The organism is Streptomyces sp. NPDC051940, assembly GCF_040680895.1.
Taxonomy (GTDB): domain Bacteria; phylum Actinomycetota; class Actinomycetes; order Streptomycetales; family Streptomycetaceae; genus Streptomyces.
This window is the reverse complement of record NZ_JBFAXR010000065.1, coordinates 25,419-47,721: the sequence shown is the minus strand read 5'-3', so window position 1 is coordinate 47,721 and position 22,303 is coordinate 25,419. Positions and strand designations below refer to the sequence as shown.

Below are 22,303 nucleotides of genomic sequence, written 5' to 3'. Positions count from 1 at the left end.
GGAGCCAACGAACGTTGGCCCCGGCGGGCGGTCAGGCGGCAGCCGTCAGCGGAAGGTGCCCTGCGACACCGAACCGGAGATCCGGCGCTGGAAGATGGCGTACACGACCAGTACAGGCACGACCGTGATCACGATCGCCGCGAACAGCGCACCGTAGTCGATGTCGTAGACCTGCGAGGCCGCGTAGGCAGCCATCCCCTGGGTCAGGACCCAGTTGTCCTGGTTGGTGTTGAGTGCCACCGGCAGCAGGAACTGGTTCCACAGCCCCAGGAAGTTGAAGATCGCCACCGCGGCCATGCCCGGACTGGCCATCGGCAGCATCACCTGGAAGAACGCCCGCCAGTCACCCGCGCCGTCGATCAGTGCGGCCTCGTAGACGTCATGCGGCAGTGACCGGAAGAACGAATAGAGGAAGAACATCGTGAACGGCAGCGCGAACGCGACGTAGGTGAGGATCAGTCCCGGACGCGTGTTGAGCAACCCGAAGTTCTGCAGCTGGAAGAACAGCGGGACGATGGCCAGGAAGACCGGGAAGGTCAGTCCGGCCAGCATCGTGTAGTAGATCAGCCGGCGCCCCGGGAACTGGAACCTGGCCAGGATGTAGGCGCACATGGCGCCCAGCAGCATGACCAGGAACAGCGCGGAGACGACGACGATCGCCGAGTTCAGGAAGTACTTCCCGATGTTCGCGTCGGACCAGGCGTTCGAGTAGTTCTCGAACCTCCAGTGATCCGGGAGCGAGAACGGCGACGAGAGGATCTCACCGGTCGACTTGAACGACGACATCAGCACCCACAGCATGGGCACGATCACGACCACGGCCCAGAGGGTGAGCAGGGTGTGCGAGATCGCCGCGAACCGGCGGTCACTGCTTGCGGAGGTCCGCACCAGCTTCCGGTCGGCTGCCAGGCTCCGGTCGGCGGCTGTGGCGCTCACAGGGCACCTCCCTTGGCTCCAGCACGCCGACCCTTGAAGAACCCACGCGCACTACTCTTTTCCTCGCCACCACCGGTCAGGCGGTTGACGGTGAACACCAGCGCCGCGAACACCAGGGTGACGACGGCGAGGACGACACCCATCGCGGTGGCGTATCCGAACTGCCCCTTGCGGAAGGCAGTCGTGAACAGATGCTGGCTGATCGTGAGCGTCGAGTTGTTCGGCCCGCCGTTCGGCAGCAGCGCCTGTACGAAGACGAACGCGTCCAGCGCGGCGATGCCCAGATAGATGTACGCCGTCTGCACACTGTCCCGGATCGACGGCAGGGTGACCGAGATCGTCATCCGGAACCGGCCGGCTCCGTCGATCCTGGCCGCCTCGTACAGCTCGGCGGGAACACCCTTGATCGCGGCGATGAAGAGCACCGCGTAGAACCCGACGAGTCCCCAGACGAAGACGAACATCAGGGCCGGCATCGCGGTCGACTCCTCGCCCAGCCAGGCGAACGCGTCGAAGCCGTCAAGCCCCAGACTGGTGAGGAAGCCGTTGATCAGGCCGGCGTTCGGGTCGAACATCTGCGCCCAGATCAGACCGACGATGATCGCCGGTACGACGTAGGGGAAGAACGAGATGACCCGGTAGAACGACGCCCCCCCGATCCCCCGGACGGGCCCCTTGCTGGGCCCGCCCAGGGTGATGGCGACAGCCACCCCCAGAGACAGCGACAGCGTGACCAGCGGCACGAAGGCCGCGAGCAGCGCGACGTTGCGCAACGCCTTCAGGAAGACGTCGTCCTCGAACATCTTGGTGAAGTTGTCCAGCCCGACGAAGTTGTAGTCCGAGCTGTAGCCGCTCCAGTCGGTCATCGCCCAGTAGATCGCCTGGACGAACGGGTACAGGACGAAGAGGACGAAGACCGTCAGCGGTATACCGAGGAACGCGAGGAAGAACGTCACCCGGTCGAAGGTGAGCTTGCGGCGTCGGGGACGCCCGCCACGAGCGGCCGGCGTGGACCGGCGGCTCGCGGCTTTCGGGGTGGTGATCGTGTCGCCCATGGTGGTACTAGCTGACCTCGAACTTCTCGATGGAGTCGTCGTCCGCGATCTTGTCGCAGATCTTCTGCAGCGCAGAGGTCAGGCCCTTGGCGTCCATGTCACCGGCGAGGAACGAGTTCCACGGCACCAGCATGTCGGTGTTGATGCCGTAGGCGCCGACGAACTTCCAGTTGAAGATGTTCTCGCCCGCGCCGGCGAGCATCTCCGACTGCGAGACCAGCGCCGAGGATCCGTAACCGTCCGCGGGCACGGTGTCCTTGACGATCGTCGGGGCCAGCTTCGTCTTGGAGAAGTTGGAGGCCGCCTCCAGGGACAGCATCGCCCGCAGGACCTCCTTGCCGCCGGCCGCGTTCTTGGCCTGGCTGGGAACGATGAACGGCTCGCCCGCGGCGGCGTGGATCGACTCCCAGGGAAGCTTCGGGCTGGCGGTGAGCGTCATGCCCGGGAAACCGGTCATCTGGAAGTCCGCCTTGGTGGCGTCCTTCATCTCGTTCTCGATCCAGCCACCGGTCGGGTAGAGCAGGGCCTTCTGGTCGTTGCTCCAGGCCGCCTGCGCCTTCTGGAACTGGGTGCCGGAGCCGCCGGGGACGAACATGCCCTCCTTGACCATCTTCTCGAGGACCGTGAGGACACCCTGGATGGCCGGGTGCGACCAGGCCTTCTTGTCCAGCTTCTCGAGGGCGATGCGAACCTCGTCGCCACCCTCCTTGATCGCGGAGTCGACGAGCAGCGTCTGGTAGTAGGTCGCGGCCTCCTTGCCGTGGACGAAGAGGTACTTGCCCTTCGCCTTGGCCTTCTTGCCGAGCTCGTACGCCTCGTCCCAGGTCTTCGGCGCGGTCCAGCCGTTGGCCTCGAACAGCGTCTTCGAGTACCAGACGCCGTACACGGTCATCACGTAGTTCAGCGCGACGAACTTGCCGTTGTACGTCCCGGGCTCCTTGACGCCCGCGTAGATCGTGTCGGCGATCTTCTTGCCCTCGTAGCTGTTGGCCTCGAGGACGTCGTCCAGGGTCTCGAGCTGGTCGAGAATGCCGAGGAAGCCGATCTGGTCCTCACCGGAGTTGTCGATGAGGTCCGGCGGGTTGCCGCCGACGAACCGGGGCTGCAGCTCCGGGGCGATGTCGACGACCGGCTTGACGTCGACCTTGACACCCTTGATCTGCTTCGGGAGGACCGTGCCGGCGAACGTGACGTAGTCGACGCCGTAGCCGCCGTCGAAGATGGCCGCCTCGACCTTGGAGTTCTCCGCGACACCGAACGGGTTCTTGTCCGAGGTCTTGCCCTTCGGGGTGCTCTTGTCCTTGTCGTCGGAGGACGGAGAGCTGCACGCGGCCGCCATCGATGCCATGGCTGCCGTGGCGATCGCCCCCCGCAGGAACATCCGCCTATCAAGAGAGCCGGTACGAGTGGTCATCTCTGCATCCTCACTGATCGATTGGATCTTCATGGGTTTCGCTGCGTGTCTGGCTGTCAGGCCAGGTAGGCGATGCGCTTGCCGCACTTCTTGTGAGTGCGTCTTTGTGTCTCCGCGTGGGATGTCGGCGGAGACGTACATCGGGGCGTTTCGCCGTCGTTTCGGAGCCGCTGAGCGGCACCGGTGATGATCAGCTGAGCGATGCATGCCGCCGTGACCGGCGATACGGCACCCATCCCGCCGCCGGGGTGGTGCCCCGGGCGACAGTCGTGCTCCTGATCAGATCGCGAAGGCCTACGTCGAGGGTGGATCCCATGCTCAAGTCCTCACTCTCCACAGGCCTCACCGCGATCAGCTTGGTGCTGAACCGTGCTGGTGACTCACCGGGGGATCGCGTCGGCCGCTCGGCCAGTTCTTCCCCCCGGGTCGTCCGGCGCTCCGTGCGCCGTCGGACGCGATAGGTATAGTCCACTCGCCGCCAAGGGGGCAAGATCGAATGCAAGTTTGGTCGTCAGTCTTTCCCGAGTTGAGACCTGGCGGAAACCCGGCGGGATCCCTGGGAGCGGTTCCGCGCCTCCCGGAGCCCCGGTCAACTCCGGGCCTGAACCGACATGTGCCGCTATCGCCGACGCGGTCTCTCCCGGGCCGGAACGGGGCAATCTCCCCCGAAACGCAGCGAGGGCCGCCCCCCGAAGGGGACGGCCCAGGGCCTGCCGGACTGCGGTCCGGCGGGGTGCCGCTCTCGTGCGGCCGCGGCTGCCTACTTGCGGATCAGCGACCGCAGCACGTACTGCATGATGCCGCCGTTGCGGTAGTAGTCCGCCTCGCCGGGGGTGTCGATCCGGACCACCGCGTCGAAGGAGACACCGGTGTCGGTCGTGACCTTCACCGTCCGCGGCGTCGTGCCGTCGTTCAGCTCCTCGACGCCGGTGAAGGAGAAGGTCTCCTCGCCGGTGAGGCCCAGCGACTCCGCCGTGGCACCCTCCGGGTACTGCAGCGGCAGGACGCCCATGCCGATCAGGTTCGAGCGGTGGATGCGCTCGTACGACTCGGCGATGACGGCCTTGACGCCCAGCAGCGCCGTGCCCTTGGCCGCCCAGTCGCGGGACGAGCCGGAGCCGTACTCCTTGCCGGCCAGGACGACCAGCGGGATGCCCGCGTCGATGTAGTTCCGCGAGGCGTCGTAGATGTACGAGACCGGCGCGCCGTCGACTGTGAAGTCGCGGGTGAAGCCGCCCTCCGTGCCCGGAGCGATCTGGTTGCGGAGGCGGATGTTCGCGAAGGTGCCGCGGATCATGACCTCGTGGTTGCCGCGGCGCGAGCCGTAGCTGTTGAAGTCGCGGCGCTCGACGCCGTGCTCCGTGAGGTACTTGCCGGCCGGGGTGTCGGCCTTGATCGCACCGGCCGGGGAGATGTGGTCGGTGGTGACCGAGTCGCCCAGCTTCGCCAGCACGCGGGCGCCGGAGATGTCCGACACCGGCGACGGCTCCATCGCCATGCCCTCGAAGTACGGGGGCTTGCGCACGTAGGTGGAGGTCGGGTCCCAGTCGAAGGTGTTGCCCGTCGGCACCTGCAGCGCCTGCCACTGGGCGTCACCGGCGAAGACGTCCTCGTACGACTTGGCGAACATCTCCTCGCCGATCGCCGAGGCGACGACCTGCTCGACCTCCTGCTCGGACGGCCAGATGTCGGCCAGGTGGACCGGGTTGCCCTCCTTGTCGATGCCGAGCGCGTCGCGGGTGATGTCCACCTTCATGGAGCCCGCGATGGCGTACGCGACGACCAGCGGCGGGGAGGCCAGGTAGTTCATCTTGACGTCGGGGTTGATCCGGCCCTCGAAGTTGCGGTTGCCGGACAGCACCGAGGTGACCGCCAGGTCGTGCTCGTTGACGGCCTTGGAGACCTCCTCCGGCAGCGGGCCGGAGTTGCCGATGCAGGTGGTGCAGCCGTAGCCGACCAGGTTGAAGCCCATCTTGTCCAGGTACGGCGTGAGGCCGGCCCGGTCGTAGTAGTCCATGACGACCTTGGACCCGGGGGCCAGGGTGGTCTTGACCCAGGGCTTGCGGGTCAGGCCCTTCTCGACGGCCTTCTTCGCCACGAGCGCCGCGGCGACCATGACGTAGGGGTTCGAGGTGTTGGTGCAGGAGGTGATCGCGGCGACCGTGACGGCGCCGTGGTCGATCTCGTACGTCGAGCCGTCGGGGGCCGTGACGAGCGTCGGACGGGTCGGCACGCCGTTGGTGGCGGCCGGGGCGTCGGAGGCCGGGAAGGACTCCTTGCCGGCCTCGTCGTCGTCGTCGACGTAGTTGCGCACGTCGCTCTTGAACTGCTCGGCGGCGTTCGCCAGCACGATGCGGTCCTGCGGGCGCTTGGGGCCGGCGATGGACGGGACGACCGTGGCCAGGTCCAGCTCGAGCTTCTCGGAGAAGTCCGGCTCGGCGGCCGGGTCCAGCCACAGGCCCTGCTCCTTGGCGTACGCCTCGACCAGGGCGATCTGCTGGTCGTCGCGGCCGGTCAGGCGCAGGTACTTCAGCGTCTCGTCGTCGATCGGGAAGATCGCGGCGGTGGAGCCGAACTCCGGCGACATGTTGCCGATGGTGGCGCGGTTCGCCAGGGAGGTGGCGGCGACGCCCTCGCCGTAGAACTCGACGAACTTGCCGACGACGCCGTGCTTGCGCAGCATCTCGGTGATCGTCAGCACCAGGTCGGTGGCGGTGGTGCCGGTGGGCAGCTCGCCGGTGAGCTTGAAGCCGACGACGCGCGGGATCAGCATGGAGACCGGCTGGCCGAGCATCGCGGCCTCGGCCTCGATGCCGCCGACGCCCCAGCCGAGGACGCCGAGGCCGTTGACCATGGTGGTGTGCGAGTCGGTGCCGACGAGGGTGTCGGGGTACGCCTGGCCGTTCCGGACCATGACCGTGCGGGCCAGGTGCTCGATGTTCACCTGGTGGACGATGCCGGTGCCCGGGGGGACGACCTTGAACTCGTCGAAGGCGGTCTGGCCCCAGCGCAGGAACTGGTAGCGCTCCTTGTTGCGGCCGTACTCCAGCTCCACGTTCTGCTGGAAGGCGTCCGGGGTGCCGAACCGGTCGGCGATCACGGAGTGGTCGATGACCATCTCGGCGGGGGCGAGCGGGTTGATCTTCGCCGGGTCGCCGCCGAGCTCCTTCACGGCCTCGCGCATCGTGGCGAGGTCGACGACACAGGGCACGCCCGTGAAGTCCTGCATGATCACGCGGGCGGGCGTGAACTGGATCTCCTGGCTGGGCTGCGCCTGGGAGTCCCAGCCGCCCAGGGCCCGGATGTGGTCGGCGGTGATGTTCGCGCCGTCCTCCGTCCGGAGCAGGTTCTCCAGCAGCACCTTCAGGCTGTACGGGAGGCGGGCGGAGCCCTCCACCTTGTCCAGCCGGAAGATCTCGTACGACTCGTCACCCACCTGCAGCGTGCTGCGGGCGTCGAAGCTGTTCGCCGACACGACAGTCTCCTTCAGATCCTCTTCTTTGCGCGTACCACCGCAATCCTGCCGTCATGCCCACTGTCCTCGAAAAGGAGGGCCGGGGCGACCGCGGAGCGCGCTCTTCGGCAGATATCTCGATGTCGAGATAAACACTACTGCATGGCCGGGGCGGGGTCTCGTCCACCCTCCGGTCGGATGCAGCAGGCGTCGGGCTGCGGTGGGCGGGACGCGATCCCGCACCGAGCACACGCGGGCGGCAGGCGGTGGCGGGCCGGTCACCGGATGCGGCCCGCAGGGCGGTGGCAGGAGCCGTCGGCCGGCCTGCCGGCCGCCCGCGGCGTCCGTACGCCGCAGCCCGCCCGATCGGGGGCCGTTGCCCATGTCGGAGACGTCGACTCCGGTGGCGGCCAGGAACACCAGCTGGGCGACCAGGCGTTCCACCTCTGCCACCACATGGGCCGGCAGCCCGCCCGCGACGCCGGCGTGGTCCGGGTCGTACTCCCAGCGCCGGCCTCGGTCACCGGAGCGGAAGACCCGGCGTGGCGTGTGCCTCGTCCAGCATTCTGCCGATCTCAGCGGCGGCCTGCCGCGCCTGCTCGACGTCACCGGCCTCGGCGGCGTCCTCCCAGTGGCGCAGGCGCCTGGCGGGGTCGGGCTGCCGCTGGATGTGCACAGAGACCGCCCACTGGGCGACGAAGCGTCTCAGAGGTGCCGGATCGGATGCCTGACGGGCGTGGTCTGCAGCCTGGTCGAGTTCGCGCGTGAAGGCCGGTCCGGCGAAAGCCCTGGGGCACCGCTCGAACGGGTGTGGGAGAAGCGATTCAGCCTCCGCGCGGAAGGGCCGGCCCGTCAGGCGCCGCGCGGTCCCGGGCAGAACCCCTCGGTCACGTCCGCCACTCCTCTGCCGGCAGGCCGTGCGGGGCCGCCTTCGCCAGGAAGCGTTCGGGAGCGGTGCCGAGGCGGGCCGCCACCACGAACGGGCGGCCGGTACCCACGCGGCGGGGTTCGAGGGAGACGTACGCGAAGGGCGCGTCCGGGGTCGACGCCGTTGCGAGGCGCTCCAGCTCGCGTTCCACGGCGGCCCATTCGTCCTTCGGTACGTACTGGCGCATCACGGAGTGCCAGACGACGGTCAGCGTGCCGGGCTGCGGGGCCACCTCCGCCAGGAAGTCCGCCGCCCCGCGGCGCTGCACCTGCGCCGGTATCCGCCCGGCCAGGGCGAGGGCGCCGCGCAGGCGCTCGTGGCGGGCGGTCTGGTCCGGCCAGACGTAGGCGCGCAGGGCGAGGGCGCCGGCGTCGGAGCGGGGGTCGATCGGCGTCACGTCGCAGCCGCGGCGTTCCACCACGCGCAGGGACGGGTGCGCGGTCGCGGCGTCCGCCAGCCAGCGCGGGGGCGGGCCCTGCCAGGCGTCCGCCAGCACCACCGGGGAGTTCTCCGGACCCCAGGCGAAGCCCGCCGACGTGTAGCGGAACGCGTCCGCGCGGAGGTTGAGGCCGGCGCTGGAGCCCAGCTCCAGCAGGCGGATGGGGAGGGGGTGGGCGGCGGTGGCGTACAGCAGGCCGGTGAGGAGGGCGTTCGAGCGGCCGACCTCGTTGGTCTGCGGGGGCCGGGTCATCCAGTCGCGGATCCAGGGCAGTTCGGCGGCGACCGCGGACCGGAAGGCCTCCCAGCACGCGACCGCGTCCGCCGGCGTCCAGCTGCCGCCCGCGCTCGGGTAGTACGCCGCGAGGGCCGGGGCCCGCCCCGTGAGCACCAGCGCGTGCACGCCGCCGGCCAGCCGCAGCGCGATGGCGTCGGGGCCGGGTGCGTCCTCGTACCCCTCGACGGCCGTGGCACACGGGCCGCCCTCGCGGATGTCGTCGGCGGCGCGGTGCAGCACGTCGCCGTACATGGGCGAACCGAGCTGCGCGCAGGCGTCGGCCTGCCAGTCGAACATGGTGGCGGCGCGCTCCAGACGGGCGGGGGCGGCGGCGCGCGGGTCGGGATATCCGGTTTCGGGCTTCGGACCTGCGGTTTCAGACGTCGGGCTCATGACGGGATCATGGCCTGCCGGGGGTCTGCCTGGCCAGCGGGGGTGGGGCTCGCGCGGAAGAGCGCCAGGTACGGCGCCCGGCGGAGAACCACCCCGTACGAACCGGCTACGGCAGCACCGCGATCCCGTCCAGCTCCACCAGTGCCTCCTCGTCCCACAGCCGGGTGACACCGATCAGGGCCATCGCCGGGTACGTGTCGCCCGCGCGGCGGCGCCAGATGCGGCCCAGTTCGGCGGCGTTGGCGCGGTAGTCCTCCGGGTCCTTGGCGTAGATCGTGACGCGGGTGAGCTGCGAGGGGTCGCCGTCCGCCGCGGCGAGCGCGGTGAGGAGGTTGCGCAGGGCCTGTTCGAACTGGGCGGGGAGGGTGTCGCCGACGATCGCGCCGTGGGCGTCCAGCGCCGTCTGGCCGGCGAGGAAGACCAGCGTGCCGCCGGTGGCGGTGACGGCGTGGCTGAACCCGGAGGGTCTGGCGAGCGACAGCGGGTTGATGCGGTGCACGGTCACGGGTGGGGCGCTCCTTCGGTGCGATGACATAAACCTAGGGCCGGAGCGTCCTAGGGGTGAGCAGGACAGGACGGCGACGGCAGGGGAGATGGGCGCGTGGGCGGACGGCACGAGGACTTCGAGGAGTACGCGACGCTGCGCGGCCCGCGGCTGTTCCGCACCGCGCTGCTGCTGACCGGCGGCGACTGGCACCAGGCGGAGGACCTGGTGCAGACGTCGCTGGCGAAGGTGTACGCCTCGTGGGTGCGGGTGCGCGGGGCGGACAACCGGGACGCGTACGTGCGCACGGTGCTCGTACGCACGCACATCTCCGCCCGGCGCCGCCGGCAGAGCGGCGAGCAGCCCGTGGCGGCGGTGCCCGACGCGGCGGCCGCCACCGGCGACCCCGCGCTGCGGGTGGCGCTGCTGCAGGCGCTGGCGGGGCTGCCGCCGAAGGACCGGGCGGTGCTGGTGCTGCGGTTCTGGGAGGACCGCAGCGTGGAGCAGACCGCCGCGGACCTGGGGCTGCGCCCGGGAACGGTCCGCAACCGGACCGGCACCGCGCTCGCGAAGCTGCGCGAACTGCTCGGCAACGACCGCGAATCCCTCTCATCAACGACGACGGGAAGCTGAGACGTGACACTCCCCCGCCTAGAGGCGAGGGCTTCTCGGCTCGCGCCGGGAAGCTTCCTGCTTCGTTGCCGACTGCCCGCCCGGCGTGCGCCGTTGGGGTCTTACACCAGCTCCACAGGCTGTCACCGCCAGTCCGGCGGCCAGCAGGTTCTGCGCCGCGTTCACGTCCCGGTCGTGGGTCGTCCCGCAGTCACACGTCCAGGTACGGACGTTCAGCGGCATCCTGTCCTGCAGGGTGCCGCAGGCGGAGCACAGTTTGGACGAGGGGAACCACCGGTCCACGGCGATCACTTCGCGCCCGTACCAGGCGGCCTTGTATTCCAGCATGCTCCGGAACTCCGACCACGCCGCATCCGAGATGGCGCGGGCCAGTCTCCGGTTCTTGACCATGTTGCGGACGGTCAGGTCCTCGATCACGAGCGTTTGGTTCTCACGCACGAGACGAGTGGTCAGCTTGTGCAGGTGGTCACGGCGACGGTCGGCGATCCGGGCGTGGATCCTGGCGGCCTTCCGACGGGCCTTGGACCTGTTGGCGCCGTCGCCCTTGGCCTTCTTCGCCAGACGGCGCTGAGCCAGGGCGAGCCGGGCGCGGTCGCGGCGTTCGGGCCGGGGATTGGCGATCTTCTCCCCGGTCGAGAGGGTCAGCAGATGGTCCAGGCCCAGGTCGATGCCCACGGCCGTGTCCGCGGCCGGGAGTGGCGTGATGCTCGGGTCGTCGCACAGCAGCGATACGAACCAGCGTCCGGCCGCGTCCTGGGAAACGGTCACCGTCGACGGTGTCGCGCCCGTCGGGAGCGGACGGGACCACACGATGTCCAGCGGCTGAGCCATCTTCGCCAAGGTCAGCTTCCCGTCCCGGAAACGGAACGCCGAGGTGGTGTACTCGGCGGACCTGCGGGACTTCTTCTTCGACTTGAAGCGCGGGTACTTGGCCCGCTTGCCGAAGAAGTGGGTGAACGCCAGCTGGAGATGCCTCAGGCATTGCTGGAGGGGGACCGAGGACACGTCGTTCAGGAACGCCAGTTCCTCGGTCTTCTTCCACGCCGTCAGCATCGCCGAGGTCTGGTTGTAGTTCACCCGTTCCTGACGGGTGAACGCCTCGGTGCGGGCGGCGAGCGCCAGGTTGTAGACCTTGCGGACGCAGCCGAACGTGCGCGCCAGCTCGGCTGCCTGCGCATCGGTCGGATAGAAGCGGTACTTGAACGCCCGCTTCACCTGGTTCACGGTCACGCTCACAAACTAGTGCGACAACAAGTGAGTATCAAGCCTGCGGGTCAGAGCACGGCTTTTCGCCCAGAGGGCGAAATCCCGCATCCTGTCCTGCTCCGCAGGGATCCGATTCCTCCCCGGCCTGGAGGCCGGGGTCTCCTGGGAGGTATCCGATGAACGTGGATGAGCAGGACCTGGCGCAGGTCTTCGACGACGCGGTGGGCGGCGTACGGCCCGACACCCGGGCGCTGGTGGCCGGTGCGGAGCGCCGCGGGCGCCTGCTGTGCCGGCGCCGCTGGGCCCTGGCGGGCGGCGCCGTGGTGACCCCGGTGGCCGCCGTGGCGGCGCTGTCCGTGTTCGGCGCGGCGCTGCCGACGATCGTCCCGGGCGGCACCGACACGTACACCCTGCCGGGCGCGTCCCCGGGCGGCGGCCTCGTCACCGTGCCGGACTTCGCGGGCCGGGACACCCCCGCGCCGCAGGCGGAGAAGGTCGCCCTGACGGGCCGCGCCACGGTGGGGCTGCTGACGGACCTGCTGCCGGACGGCAAGGACGTCTCCGGTCAGGAGGGGCAGAACACCGTGGACCAGCCGGACGTGCCGGTGATGACCTTCGGCAGCGTCAAGGTCGAGTCGGGCTTCGCCGGTTCCGAGGTGCAGGTCAACGTGCAGGAGGGCTTCGGGCAGGACTGGCCGGACCCCGGGAGCGAGGGCGCGAAGAACTCCGACCCGAGCACGCTGGAGGAGTTCTACAGCTGCGCGTACCGGGGCAGCCAGGACAAACTGACCAAGTGCGGCACCGACAACCTGCCCGACGGCTCCGTCCTGATCGCCTACGAGGAGCGGCACGGACTCCTCCTGGAGCGGCATGTGGACGTCCTGCGCGCCGACGGCACCCGGATCGCGCTCGGCACCTCCAACGGACGCGACGTCGAGGACGGCCCGGTCGTGTCCCTGAAGCCGCCGCTGGGTCTGGCCCAGCTGTACGAGATCGCCGTCAGCCCCCGCTGGCAGCCCTGGCTCACCCGGGCGGAGCTGGCGGCGGCCGAGAAGCTGACGGACTGGGAGGGGCCGGTCACCCCCAACGGGACGGAGGCCACGCCGGAGGACGCTCACCGGTAGAGCTCCCGGGCGATGATCCCCCGCTGCACCTCCGTCGCCCCCTCGTAGATCCGCGGCGCCCGCACCTCGCGGTACAGGTGCTCCAGCGGATGGCCCTGCTGGAGCGCCCGCGCCCCGTGCAGCTGTACGGCGGCGTCCACGACCCACTGGGCGGTCTCCGTGGCGAACAGCTTCGCCATCGCGGACCGTTTGGCGACGTCGGGGGCGCCGCGGTCGTACGCGCAGGCCGCGGCGTACACCAGCAGCCGCGACGCCTCCAGCCGCGTCGCCATCTCGGCCAGGGTGTGCCCGACGGACTGCAGGTCGCGCAGCCGGCCGCCGAACGCCTCGCGCTCCTGCGCCCATGTCAGCGACGCGTCCAGCGCCGCCTGCGCCATGCCGACGGCGAAGGCGCCGACGGACGGCCGGAAGAGGTTCAGCGTGCTCATCGCGACGGCGAAGCCGCGGTCGGTCTCGCCCAGCACGTCGTCCGGGCCCACGGGGACGCCCTCGAAGCGCAGGGTGCCGATGGGGTGCGGGGAGAGCATGGCGAGCGGCTCCCCCGTGAGCCCGGGGCGGTCCGCGGGGACGAGGAACGCGGTGACGCCGCGCGAGCCGGCGCCTTCGGTCGTACGGGCGAAGACGGTGTAGAAGTCGGCGGCCGGGGCGTTGGAGATCCAGGTCTTGGTGCCGGTGAGGCGCCAGCCGTCGGGCGCCTCGGCGGCCGTGAGGGCCAGGGCGGCGGCGTCCGACCCCGCGTCCGGCTCGCTCAGCGCGAACGCGGCGACCGCGCGCCCGGCGCGCACCTCCGGCAGCCAGCGCGCCTGCTGTTCCTTCGTACCGGCCTGGGCGACGGGGCACGCGCCCAGGCCCTGCAGGGCCAGCGCCGTCTCCGCCTCGGTGGACACGCGTGCCAGCGACTCCCGCAGCAGGCACAGGTCGAAGGCGCGGACGGCGGGGCCGTCGACGGGGAACACCCGCTCCAGCAGGCCCTGTTCGCCGAGTTCCGCGACGAGGGGCCGGTTCGCCTCGCCCGGGGTGCCCGCCTCCGCCAGGGGGCGCAGCCGGCCGGCGGCCAGCGCGCGGACGTCCGCACACCACCGCTCTTCCTCGGGGCTCAGCTCGTACGCATCGGGCATCCCGGGCCTCCTTCGCTCGCTGCGGGTGACGCGCTCACCGCTCACCGCTCCCCCGCCGTCGACAATCGAACGCTATCGCGCCCTGTTGACTACCGTCACGTGAACGCTACGCTCGCATCACCTCTGCAGGCGCACTCCCAGGAGGCGAAACCGCCATGCAGCTGAAGCCGTCGGCGCATGCCGACTCGTTCGCCCGCGACCACCTCCCGCCGCGCGAGCAGTGGCCGGAGCTGCTGTTCGCCCTGCCCGAGCTGCGCTACCCCGACCGGCTCAACTGCGGTGCGGAGCTGCTGGACCGCACCGTGGAGCGCTTCGGCGCCGGCCGGCCCGCGCTGCGCGACGGCAGCGGCGAGGTCTGGTCGTACGGGCGGCTCCAGGAGCACGTCGACCGCATCGCCCACACCCTCACCACGGACCTCGGCGTCGTCCCCGGCAACCGGGTGCTGCTGCGCGGCCCGACCACCCTGTGGCTGGCGGCGTGCTGGCTGGCGGTGATGAAGGCGGGCGCCGTCGCCGTCACCGTGCTGGCCCAGCAGCGGGCCCACGAGCTGCGCACGATCTGCGAGATCGCCCGGGTGACGCACGCGCTGTGCGACGTGCGCTCGGTGGACGAGCTGGCGAAGGCGGAGATCGAGGGGCTGGCGGTGACGGCGTTCGGGGGCGAGGCGCCGGACGATCTGCTGCGGCTCGCCGCCGGGAAGCCGGAGTACTTCACGGCCGTGGACACCTCCGCCGACGACGTGGCGCTGATCGCCTTCACCTCGGGCACCACGGGCCGCCCCAAGGGCTGCATGCACTTCCACCGGGACGTCCTCGCCATCGCCGACACCTTCTCGGCGCACGTCCTGCGGCCCACCCCCGACGACGTCTTCGCGGGCAGCCCGCCGCTCGGCTTCACCTTCGGCCTCGGCGGCGTGCTGGTCTTCCCGCTGCGGGTGGGCGCCTCGGCGCTGCTGCTGGAGCAGGGCGGGCCGGACCGGATGCTCCCGGCGATCGCCGAGCACGGGGTGACGGTGCTGTTCACGGCGCCCACGGCGTACCGGGCGATGCTCGGCAAGCTCGACGGGTACGACGTGGGCTCCCTGCGCCGCTGCGTGTCGGCCGGCGAGAACCTCCCCGAGGCGACCTGGCGGGCCTGGCACGAGGCGACGGGGCTGCGGATCATCAACGGCATCGGGGCGACGGAGATGCTGCACATCTTCATCTCCGCCGCCGACGACGCGATCCGCCCCGGTACGACGGGCCTCCCCATCCCGGGTTACGAGGCGTGCGTCCTGGGCCCCGACCTGGTCCCCCTGCCCGACGGCGAACCGGGGCTGCTGGCCGTACGCGGGCCGACCGGGTGCCGCTACCTCTCCGACGAGCGGCAGCTCGAGTACGTCCGGGGCGGCTGGAACGTCACCGGGGACACCTATGTCCGCGAGCCCGACGGCTACTTCCGCTATGTCGCCCGCGCCGACGACATGATCATCTCGGCCGGCTACAACATCGCCGGCCCCGAGGTCGAGGACGCCCTCCTGCGCCACCCCGGGGTCGCCGAGGCGGCCGTGGTGGGCCGGCCGGACGAGGAGCGGGGGCAGGTGGCCGTCGCGTACGTGGTGACGACGGCCGCGGAGGGCGAGCTGTGCGCCGCGGACCTCTTCGCGTTCGTACGGGCCGAGATCACGCCGTACAAGTGCCCCCGGGAGATCGTCTTCACGGACGCCCTGCCGCGCACGCCGACCGGCAAGCTGCAGCGGTTCGTACTGCGCGAGCAGGAACAACGGCGTGCGGAAACCGCGCCGGGCGGGGCCGGATCGATAGAGTGATCGAGTGGCAGAACAGCGCACCCCCCGGTCCCTCATCGTCACCTTCTACGGGGCGTACGGGCGCGGCCTCGACGGCGACGGACAGCTCCCGGTCTCGGCGCTCATCCGGCTGCTCGGCGCCGTCGGCGTCGACGCGCCCGCGGTCCGCTCGGCGGTGTCGCGGCTGAAACGGCGCGGCTTCCTGATCGCGGACCGGACGGGCAGCGGGGCGCGTTACTCCCTGTCGGACTCGGCCCGCATCACCCTGGAGGACGGCGACCGGCGGATCTACGAGCGGCCGCTGCTCAAGGACGACGGGGAGTGGCTGCTGGCGGTGTTCTCCGTGCCCGAGCAGGAGCGCGGCAAGCGCCATCTGCTGCGCTCGCGCCTCGCCCGCCTCGGCTTCGGCCAGGCGTCGCCCGGCGTGTGGATCGCCCCCTCGCACGTGTACGACGAGACCCGGCACACGCTGGTGCGGCTGGGCCTCACGTCGTACGTCGAACTCTTCCGCGGTACGCACGAGGGCTTCACGGCGACGTCCGCCGCGGTGGCGCGGTGGTGGGACCTGGCGGCGATCGCGGCGATGCACCGGCGGTTCCTGGCGGGCCAGGAACCGGTGCTGAGGCGGTGGGCGTCCGCGACCTCGGCGGCTTCGGCGCCCTCGCCCGAGGAGGCGTACCGCGACTATCTGCTGGCGGTGGACGCCTGGCGCCAGCTGCCGTACGCGGACCCGGGCCTGCCGGAGGCGCTGCTGCCGGAGGACTGGCCGGGCGTGCGGGCCGCGGAGGTCTTCGGCGACCTCCACGGGCGGCTGCGGGAGGCCGGGGAGCGGTTCGTGGCGGACCAGGTGGGGTGAGACCCGCTGCGTCTCAGGCCCCGTGGGAGCCGGGCGGCGCGGATCGGCACCGGGCTACGGCGACGGCGCTCAGCGAGCGCCGAGGCCGCCGGGGGGACGGGTGGCGGCGTCGGTCCGCGCCTGGGCCACCTGGACGGATGTGAGGCCGGTCGCCTCCTGGAGGTCGGCGCCGGAGAGGTCGGCGCCGGAAAGGCTGGCGCCGGTGAAGTCGGCGCCCGAAAGGCTGGCGCCAGTGAGGTCGGCGCCGGTGAGGTCGGCGCCGGTGAGGGCGGCGTCGCGCAGGTCCGCTTCGGCGAGGTCCGCGCCGGTGAGCACCGCTCCCGTGAGGTCCGCGCCCCGCAGGACCGCGCCCATCAGGTGGGCGTCGCGCAGGTCCGCCCGCGCGAGCAGCGCGTCCGTGAAGTCGGTCCCGGCCAGCAGCGCGTGGCGCAGATCGGCGCCCGTCAGGATCGCGTCCGTCAGATCGGCCCCCCGCAGGTCCGCGCGGCGGAGGTCGGACCAGGTCAGGAAGGTGCCGGCCAGGCGGGGCGGGTGGTGGAAGTCGGCCTTGCGCAGCATCAGGCCGGCCAGCTCCGTACGGCGCAGGTCGAGGCGCCGGGCCTCCTCGCGGGCGGGGCGCCGGGCGAGGACCTCCACCGCGGCGCGGACGTCGGCGGGCGGCTCCGTGCCCCACGGCGGGAGCGGCGAGTCCGGCCACGGCTCCCCCGGTCCCGGCGGGTCGCCGGGGCGGCGGGCGTTCTCGCGTACGAAGGCCGAGAGCACGCCCACCACCGTGGCGTGGTCCTGGGGTGACTCCGCCAGCACGTGCTCCAGTCCGTAGACCGCGCCGAGGCGCTCCTCGCGTTTGTCGGAGGCCAGTTGGCCGATCGCCGTGCTGTAGCGGTCGGTGACCTGGCCGCGCCGGGACAGCCGGTACGTACGGGCGGTGTACGCCGCGCCGAGCAGCACCGACGTACCGCCGACCGCGGCCAGTACGGTCTGCCGCACGGCGTTGAGCGCGTCCGCCTGCTCCTTGCCGCGCAGTCCGCGCACGGTGTCGCCCGCCAGCAGCCAGGAGACGGGGCCGAGGAGCAGCAGCACGGCGCCGAGGACGGCGGCCCCGGCCGCCGCCGCACCGGCAACTGCCCGGATCCGGGCCGGACTCCAACGGCGTACTCCCATGCGGCCATCCCATCGCATGGCGGGCGCGGGCCGGCAGGCGGGGTGATGTCCGGCGGGGGAGGCGGCGGGCCACGGTCCGGCGCGGGAGGCGGGGAGGATTCCCGCCGGCGAGCCGCGCACGGCCCCACCGGCAGCTCAGGCACGCCCCGTGCCGCGCCAGGCGGACCCCCCACAGGCGGCGCTCCCGACCGACTTGGCATGTCCGTGCGCCCTGGCGGGTTTACGAAGCGTCGTCATTGCGCCACCCGTGGCCCGTACAACCACCCCTACACTCCCCGCGTTTGATGTTCTCCCCCGCCGACGGCCACCCGGGCCGCCGGTCACCCTGCCCTGCTCGCGGCCCCTCGACGTGAACGGACCCGCGCACGGCGCGAGTAGAAGGAGCACACCTCCGTGCGACCCCCGCACCCACCTCACCGGCGCGGACGCGCCGCCGCCGCGCTGGCGGCGGTCATGGCCGTCGCGGCGGGCGGCCTCGCCGTACCGACGGTCGCCGCCGCGGACGACCCCGCGGCCGCACCGGCCGCGACCGCGCCCGCCTCCGCCGAGACCGAGACGCACACCGTCACCCTCATCACCGGCGACACCGTCACCACCACGACGGACGCCTCCGGGCGTGAAGCGACAGCCGTCGACGCGCTCGACGCGCGTACCGTCTTCAGCACGCGCACCGACGCGGACGGCCACCTGAACGTCGTACCGCGCGACGCGGAACCCCTCATCGCCGACGGCACGTTGGACCCGGAGCTGTTCGACGTCACGCAGCTCGTCGCGGACGGCTACGACGACGCCCGCACCTCGTCGCTGCCGGTCATCGTCGACTACCGCGACGCCCCCGGCCGCACCCGCATCGCCGGCCGTACCGACGCGCTGCCCGGCACGCGGCGCGGCGCCGTGCTGGACGCCATCGGGGCGGGCGCGGCGCGCGTCGACAAGGGCGAGGGCCGCGCCTTCACGCAGGCCGTCGCCGCCTCGCACGAGGTGCGGAAGGTCTGGCTGGACGCCAAGGTCACCGCGAGCCTCGACGTCAGCGTGCCGCACATCGGCGCGCCCGAGGCGTGGGACGAGGGCTACGACGGCAAGGGCGTCAAGGTCGCCGTGCTCGACACGGGCATCGACCTGACCCACCCCGACGTCGCGGCCCGCGTGGTCGCCACCCGCTCCTTCGTTCCCGGCGTCGAGAGCGCGAAGGACGGCCACGGGCACGGCACCCACGTCGCGTCGACGATCGCGGGCTCCGGCGCCGCGTCCGGCGGGCGCTACAAGGGAGTTGCCCCGCAGGCCGACCTGATGGTCGGCAAGGTGCTCAACGACGCCGGCCAGGGCAGCGCCTCCTCGGTGATCGGCGGCATGCAGTGGGCCGTCGAGAACGGGGCGAAGGTCGTCAGCCTCAGCCTGGGCTCGCCCGGCGGCGACGGCCTCGACCCGATGAGCCAGGCCGTGAACGAGCTGAGCGCCGAGACCGGCGCCCTGTTCGTCATCGCCGCCGGCAACAGCGGCCCCGCCACCTCCACCATCGGTTCGCCGGGCGCCGCCGACGCCGCGCTGGCCGTGGCGGCGTACAGCAAGACCGACGAGCTGGCCTACTTCTCCAGCCGCGGCCCGCGCGCGGGCGACTTCGCCCTGAAGCCGGAGATCGCCGCCCCCGGCGTGGACATCGTCGCGGCCCGTGCGGCCGGTACGGCGATGGGCACGCCCGTCAGCGCCTCGTACACCTCCGCCAGCGGCACCTCCATGGCCACCCCGCACGTCGCGGGCGCGGCGGCGATCCTGGCGCAGCGGCACCCGGGGTGGACGGGGCAGCGGCTGAAGGACGCCCTGATGAGCACGTCGGTGTGGGTCGACGGGGACACGCCGTACCAGCAGGGTGCCGGCCGCGTCGACGTGGCCGCCTCGGTGGACCGTGTGATCACCGCGTCCGGCAAGGCCGACTTCGGTGAGATCCGCTGGCAGGAGGGAACCCGTCCGTCCGTCACCCGGACGGTGACCTACCGCAACGACGGCGGCGCGGACGCCACGCTGGCGCTGACGGCGCAGGGCCCGGCGAGCGGCGGTGTGACCGTCTCCCCCGCCACCGTAACCGTCCCGGCGGGCGGCAGCGCGCAGGCCACCCTGACGTACGACCCGAACGCCCTCGGCTCCGGCGAGCAGGGCGGGACGCTGACGGCCACCGCGGCGGACGGCACCGCCGTGCACACGGTGTTCGCGGCGTACAACGAACCGCCCCGGCACGAGGTCGCGCTCACGCTGAAGGACCGGCACGGCAACGCCCCGGAATCGGTGCGGATGACGCTGCAGAGCGAGGACGGCACGATCGTGCAGGGGCTCACCCTCCTGGGCCGCGGCACCGCCCGCTACCGGCTGCCCGTCGGCCGGTACAGCATCGTCGGCGAGGTCGTCACCGGCGGCACGCCGGACGAGGCCACGGACCTGTTCGCGCTGCCCTCGATCGACCTGCGCAAGGAGGACCGTGAACTGACCGTGGACGCGCGGCAGGCGAAGGACTTCGAGATCGAGGTCCCGGACGAGACCCGCCCGCTGGAGCGCTCCTCCATGTTCATCTCGCTGCGTCGGCGGATGCCGGGCGTCGAGGAGCCGGCAGTGATCGGCCTCGCGGGGCTGCTCAACACCTCGGACCAGCGCTTCGGCGCGATCCCCAGCGGCGACGTGCCGTTCGGGTCGCTGAATCTGACGTACTGGGAGACCGACCGGGAGCCGCTGGTCCAGGCGGCGGTGAACCGCCCGGAGGACGCCGCGGAGCCGCTGCGCGTGCTGGTGCCGCAGCAGTCCGCGCGGTTCGCGGGCCGGCGGGACCTGCAGCCGGTGGACGCAGGCCGTGGCAGCGAGGAGGAGCTGACGGCGGCGGACGTCGCCGGGAAGCTCGCGTTGATCGAGGTCGACTCCCCCACGTTCGCGCCCACCGAGATCCGCGCGGCCATGGCGCACGGCGCCGCGGCGGTGATGCTGGTGCCGGCCACGGCGGGCACGCTGGCGGTGTCGGCGCCGTCGGACACGAAGCTGCCGGTGATGGCCGTGGACCATGCCCAGGGGCAGCGGCTGCGGGAGCTGGCGCGCACCTCCACCGAGCCGGTGCGGGTGCGACTGACGGGCACGCTGGAGAGCACGTACACCTATCAGGGCCACAAGGGCACGGTGGGGATCCCGGCCGATCCGGCCCTGCGGGCGGGGCGCGCGGAGTTCGCCGTGGAGAAGGCGGCGTTCCACTCGGAGGTGGCCAGGCCCGGCACCGAGACCCGGTACAGCTGGGACACGCTGGACGACAACCGGTCGGTGCGCAGCCAGCAGACCCTGGGCGCGCCGGTGGAGCGCACCGACTACGTGTGGGCCGCGCCCGGCGTGCGCTACCAGCAGTGGGTGCAGCAGGTGTCGGGCGTCGCCGACTACATGAACGGGCCGACGCGGGCGGTGAAGGCCGACTCGGTGCACCGCACCAGCTGGTACGCGGCGCCCAGCCATCCGTCCGTCGCTCAGACGACGGCGTGCGCGTACTGCCGCACGACGACGGGCCTGCGCTTCACCGCGCCGCTGCAGGGCGACTCGGATCCGGAGCACTACGGCACCGTCGGCCCGCAGCCGACCTGGTCGTACTACCGCGACGGGCAGCGGGTCACGGGCCTCAGCTCGCTGCTGGTGGACGCGCCCGCCGCGTACCGGGTGGTGCTGGACACCAAGCGCCGCCCGCAGTACCCGGCGGACGGGCTGGCGCCGACGGTCCACACGGAGTGGTCCTTCGCGTCGGCCAGGCCGACGGGTGCGGCCGTACCGGGCTGCGGCACGGGGGCGTGCGAGGTGCTGCCGGTGCTGCTGCTCGGTTACGACCTGCCGGTTGACCTGGCCAACCGGGCCCCGGCGGGCGGCACGTTCACCTTCGAGGTGAGCGCCGTGCGTCCCGCCGAGTACACGGCGGACGCTCCGGTGGCCTCGCTGGCCGTGGAGCTGTCGTACGACAACGGGGCGACCTGGCAGAACGCCAAGGTCGGCGGCGGTCAGGCCGGCTCGTACAAGGTGTCGGCGGAACATCCCGAGCTGGCGCGGACGGACGGCTACGTCTCGCTGCGGGTGCGGGCGACGGACGCGGACGGCAACAGCACGCTGCAGGTCATCGACCATGCGTACCGGCTGAGCTGACGCCCGCGCGGGTAACGGACGTAAGGGCCGCCGGAGCCTCGCTCCAGCGGCCCTTACGTCATCCCGGGGCCGTGCTCCCCGGTGGCGGTGACAGCAGCCGCACCTGACCCGTGTCCAGGTCGAAGCGCGCCGCCACCACCGTGACCCTGCCCGCCGCGGCCAGCGGGGCGATGCCCGGGTCGGAGCGGACGAGGCGGCGGACGTACAGGGTGTTGGCGGTGACCGTGTTGTCCACCCAGTCGCCGGGGCGGTCACGGACCGCGCGGGCGGGTCCCGTGATGCGGGCCGTGAGTTCGCCGAGGTGGCCCCGCGGGCGGCGGCCGGTGCGCAGGCTGTCGACGGCGGCCCGGACCGCGCCGCAGCGTTCGTGGCCGAGCACCACGACGAGCGGGATGCCCAGCTCCGCCACGCCGTACTCGATGCTGGCCAGCACCGCGTCGTCGGGGACGGCGCCCGCCGTGCGGACGGTGAACAGATCGCCCAGGCCCTGGTCGAAGACCAGCTCCGGCGGCACCCGGGAGTCGACGCAGCCCAGCAGGCACACCGAGGGGTGCTGGTGGCCGGCGACGGCCGCGCGGCGGCCGGCGCTCTCGTGCGGATGGCGGGGACTGCCGGCCACGAAGCGGCGGTTGCCCTCCAGCAGGGCGTCGAGGGCGGCCGCGGCGCGCAGCCGGGCGGAGTCGGCGAGCGGAGGGCGGCGCGGTGCGACGGCGTGGGCGGGGCGGGGGTCCGGCCGCGGGTTCGGGGGTGCGGGGTCCGGGGCGACCGGTCCCGTGGAGCCGGTCGCGGCGCGCGGGATGGCGGGGAGGGCGGAGAGACCGGTCAACGTCAGCGCGGTACCGAGGATGTGTCGACGAGTCGCCATTTCCTCAGCGTAGGGAGCCGGACCG

The 22,303-nt window shown here is 72.0% G+C and carries 15 protein-coding genes and 1 pseudogene; 5 read left to right on the top strand and 11 right to left on the bottom strand.

The window, feature by feature from the left end:
* Positions 1–45: 45 nt before the first annotated feature.
* The 7 genes and pseudogenes from AB0M28_RS24055 to AB0M28_RS24025 form a co-directional block, all read right to left on the bottom strand.
* Positions 46–936, bottom strand: a complete 891-nt coding sequence (locus tag AB0M28_RS24055; protein ID WP_365408501.1) for a carbohydrate ABC transporter permease — start codon at positions 934–936, stop codon at positions 46–48.
* Positions 933–1,991: a sugar ABC transporter permease gene (locus AB0M28_RS24050; protein ID WP_365408498.1), complete on the bottom strand. Its 1,059-nt coding sequence runs from the start codon at positions 1,989–1,991 to the stop codon at positions 933–935. The genes AB0M28_RS24055 and AB0M28_RS24050 overlap by 4 nt, the downstream gene beginning before the upstream one ends.
* A gap of 7 nt (positions 1,992–1,998) precedes the next feature.
* Complete coding sequence (ngcE, locus tag AB0M28_RS24045) at positions 1,999–3,405, bottom strand: N-acetylglucosamine/diacetylchitobiose ABC transporter substrate-binding protein (protein ID WP_365408495.1); 1,407 nt, start codon at positions 3,403–3,405, stop codon at positions 1,999–2,001.
* A gap of 760 nt (positions 3,406–4,165) precedes the next feature.
* Entirely contained in the window at positions 4,166–6,880 is a 2,715-nt protein-coding gene (gene acnA / locus AB0M28_RS24040) for an aconitate hydratase AcnA (RefSeq protein ID WP_365408492.1), read from the bottom strand.
* A 499-nt stretch (positions 6,881–7,379) separates the two neighbouring features.
* A pseudogene (locus AB0M28_RS24035) lies at positions 7,380–7,634 on the bottom strand (hypothetical protein); the annotation flags it as partial.
* 112 nt (positions 7,635–7,746) lie between these two features.
* The gene (locus tag AB0M28_RS24030; RefSeq protein ID WP_365408489.1) at positions 7,747–8,895 is read right to left on the bottom strand and encodes a DUF2332 domain-containing protein; all 1,149 of its coding nucleotides are present in this window, start codon (positions 8,893–8,895) and stop codon (positions 7,747–7,749) included.
* Positions 8,896–9,001: 106 nt separating this feature from the next.
* Positions 9,002–9,430: a RidA family protein gene (locus tag AB0M28_RS24025; protein WP_365408486.1), complete on the bottom strand. Its 429-nt coding sequence runs from the start codon at positions 9,428–9,430 to the stop codon at positions 9,002–9,004.
* Positions 9,431–9,496: 66 nt separating this feature from the next.
* Between AB0M28_RS24025 and AB0M28_RS24020 the strand changes: the two genes are divergently transcribed.
* On the top strand, positions 9,497–10,012 hold the full coding sequence (locus AB0M28_RS24020) for a SigE family RNA polymerase sigma factor (protein ID WP_365408483.1): 516 nt from the start codon (positions 9,497–9,499) through the stop codon (positions 10,010–10,012).
* An 18-nt stretch (positions 10,013–10,030) separates the two neighbouring features.
* On the opposite strand, the gene AB0M28_RS24015 is transcribed toward AB0M28_RS24020, so the two are convergent.
* A complete protein-coding gene (locus tag AB0M28_RS24015; RefSeq protein ID WP_365408480.1) occupies positions 10,031–11,242 on the bottom strand; it encodes an RNA-guided endonuclease TnpB family protein in 1,212 nt (403 codons plus the stop codon).
* A gap of 152 nt (positions 11,243–11,394) precedes the next feature.
* Here AB0M28_RS24015 and AB0M28_RS24010 point away from each other — a divergent pair, with 152 nt between their 5' ends.
* Complete coding sequence (locus AB0M28_RS24010) at positions 11,395–12,342, top strand: hypothetical protein (RefSeq protein ID WP_365408477.1); 948 nt, start codon at positions 11,395–11,397, stop codon at positions 12,340–12,342.
* On the opposite strand, the gene AB0M28_RS24005 is transcribed toward AB0M28_RS24010, so the two are convergent.
* Positions 12,333–13,460, bottom strand: coding sequence for an acyl-CoA dehydrogenase family protein (locus AB0M28_RS24005; protein WP_365408474.1), 1,128 nt, complete (start codon positions 13,458–13,460; stop codon positions 12,333–12,335). The genes AB0M28_RS24010 and AB0M28_RS24005 overlap by 10 nt on opposite strands.
* A 155-nt stretch (positions 13,461–13,615) precedes the next feature.
* Here AB0M28_RS24005 and AB0M28_RS24000 point away from each other — a divergent pair, with 155 nt between their 5' ends.
* Both AB0M28_RS24000 and AB0M28_RS23995 read left to right on the top strand, forming a co-directional pair.
* Entirely contained in the window at positions 13,616–15,268 is a 1,653-nt protein-coding gene (locus tag AB0M28_RS24000) for an AMP-binding protein (protein ID WP_365408472.1), read from the top strand.
* 4 nt (positions 15,269–15,272) lie between these two features.
* On the top strand, positions 15,273–16,103 hold the full coding sequence (locus AB0M28_RS23995; protein WP_365408469.1) for a PaaX family transcriptional regulator C-terminal domain-containing protein: 831 nt from the start codon (positions 15,273–15,275) through the stop codon (positions 16,101–16,103).
* A gap of 69 nt (positions 16,104–16,172) precedes the next feature.
* Here AB0M28_RS23995 and AB0M28_RS23990 read toward each other — a convergent pair whose 3' ends face one another.
* Positions 16,173–17,264 carry a pentapeptide repeat-containing protein gene (locus AB0M28_RS23990; protein WP_365408466.1) on the bottom strand — a complete coding sequence of 364 codons (1,092 nt, stop codon included), beginning with the start codon at positions 17,262–17,264 and terminating at the stop codon, positions 16,173–16,175.
* A 393-nt stretch (positions 17,265–17,657) separates the two neighbouring features.
* Between AB0M28_RS23990 and AB0M28_RS23985 the strand changes: the two genes are divergently transcribed.
* Positions 17,658–21,413, top strand: coding sequence for a S8 family serine peptidase (locus AB0M28_RS23985; protein ID WP_365408464.1), 3,756 nt, complete (start codon positions 17,658–17,660; stop codon positions 21,411–21,413).
* 58 nt (positions 21,414–21,471) lie between these two features.
* Here the strand turns inward: AB0M28_RS23985 and AB0M28_RS23980 are convergent, their stop codons facing one another.
* Positions 21,472–22,278 carry a carbonic anhydrase gene (locus AB0M28_RS23980; protein WP_365408461.1) on the bottom strand — a complete coding sequence of 269 codons (807 nt, stop codon included), beginning with the start codon at positions 22,276–22,278 and terminating at the stop codon, positions 21,472–21,474.
* Positions 22,279–22,303: the final 25 nt, after the last annotated feature.

Bases quoted from the DNA above. Each gene is read 5' to 3' on its own strand.
- AB0M28_RS23990 (WP_365408466.1), bottom strand. From the start codon at position 17,264: ATGGGAGTACGCCGTTGGAGTCCGGCCCGGATCCGGGCAGTTGCCGGT.
- AB0M28_RS24005 (WP_365408474.1), bottom strand. From the start codon at position 13,460: ATGCCCGATGCGTACGAGCTGAGCCCCGAGGAAGAGCGGTGGTGTGCG.
- AB0M28_RS23980 (WP_365408461.1), bottom strand. From the start codon at position 22,278: ATGGCGACTCGTCGACACATCCTCGGTACCGCGCTGACGTTGACCGGT.
- ngcE (WP_365408495.1), bottom strand. From the start codon at position 3,405: ATGACCACTCGTACCGGCTCTCTTGATAGGCGGATGTTCCTGCGGGGG.
- AB0M28_RS24025 (WP_365408486.1), bottom strand. From the start codon at position 9,430: ATGTCATCGCACCGAAGGAGCGCCCCACCCGTGACCGTGCACCGCATC.
- AB0M28_RS24030 (WP_365408489.1), bottom strand. From the start codon at position 8,895: ATGAGCCCGACGTCTGAAACCGCAGGTCCGAAGCCCGAAACCGGATAT.
- AB0M28_RS24050 (WP_365408498.1), bottom strand. From the start codon at position 1,991: ATGGGCGACACGATCACCACCCCGAAAGCCGCGAGCCGCCGGTCCACG.
- AB0M28_RS24010 (WP_365408477.1), top strand. From the start codon at position 11,395: ATGAACGTGGATGAGCAGGACCTGGCGCAGGTCTTCGACGACGCGGTG.
- AB0M28_RS24000 (WP_365408472.1), top strand. From the start codon at position 13,616: ATGCAGCTGAAGCCGTCGGCGCATGCCGACTCGTTCGCCCGCGACCAC.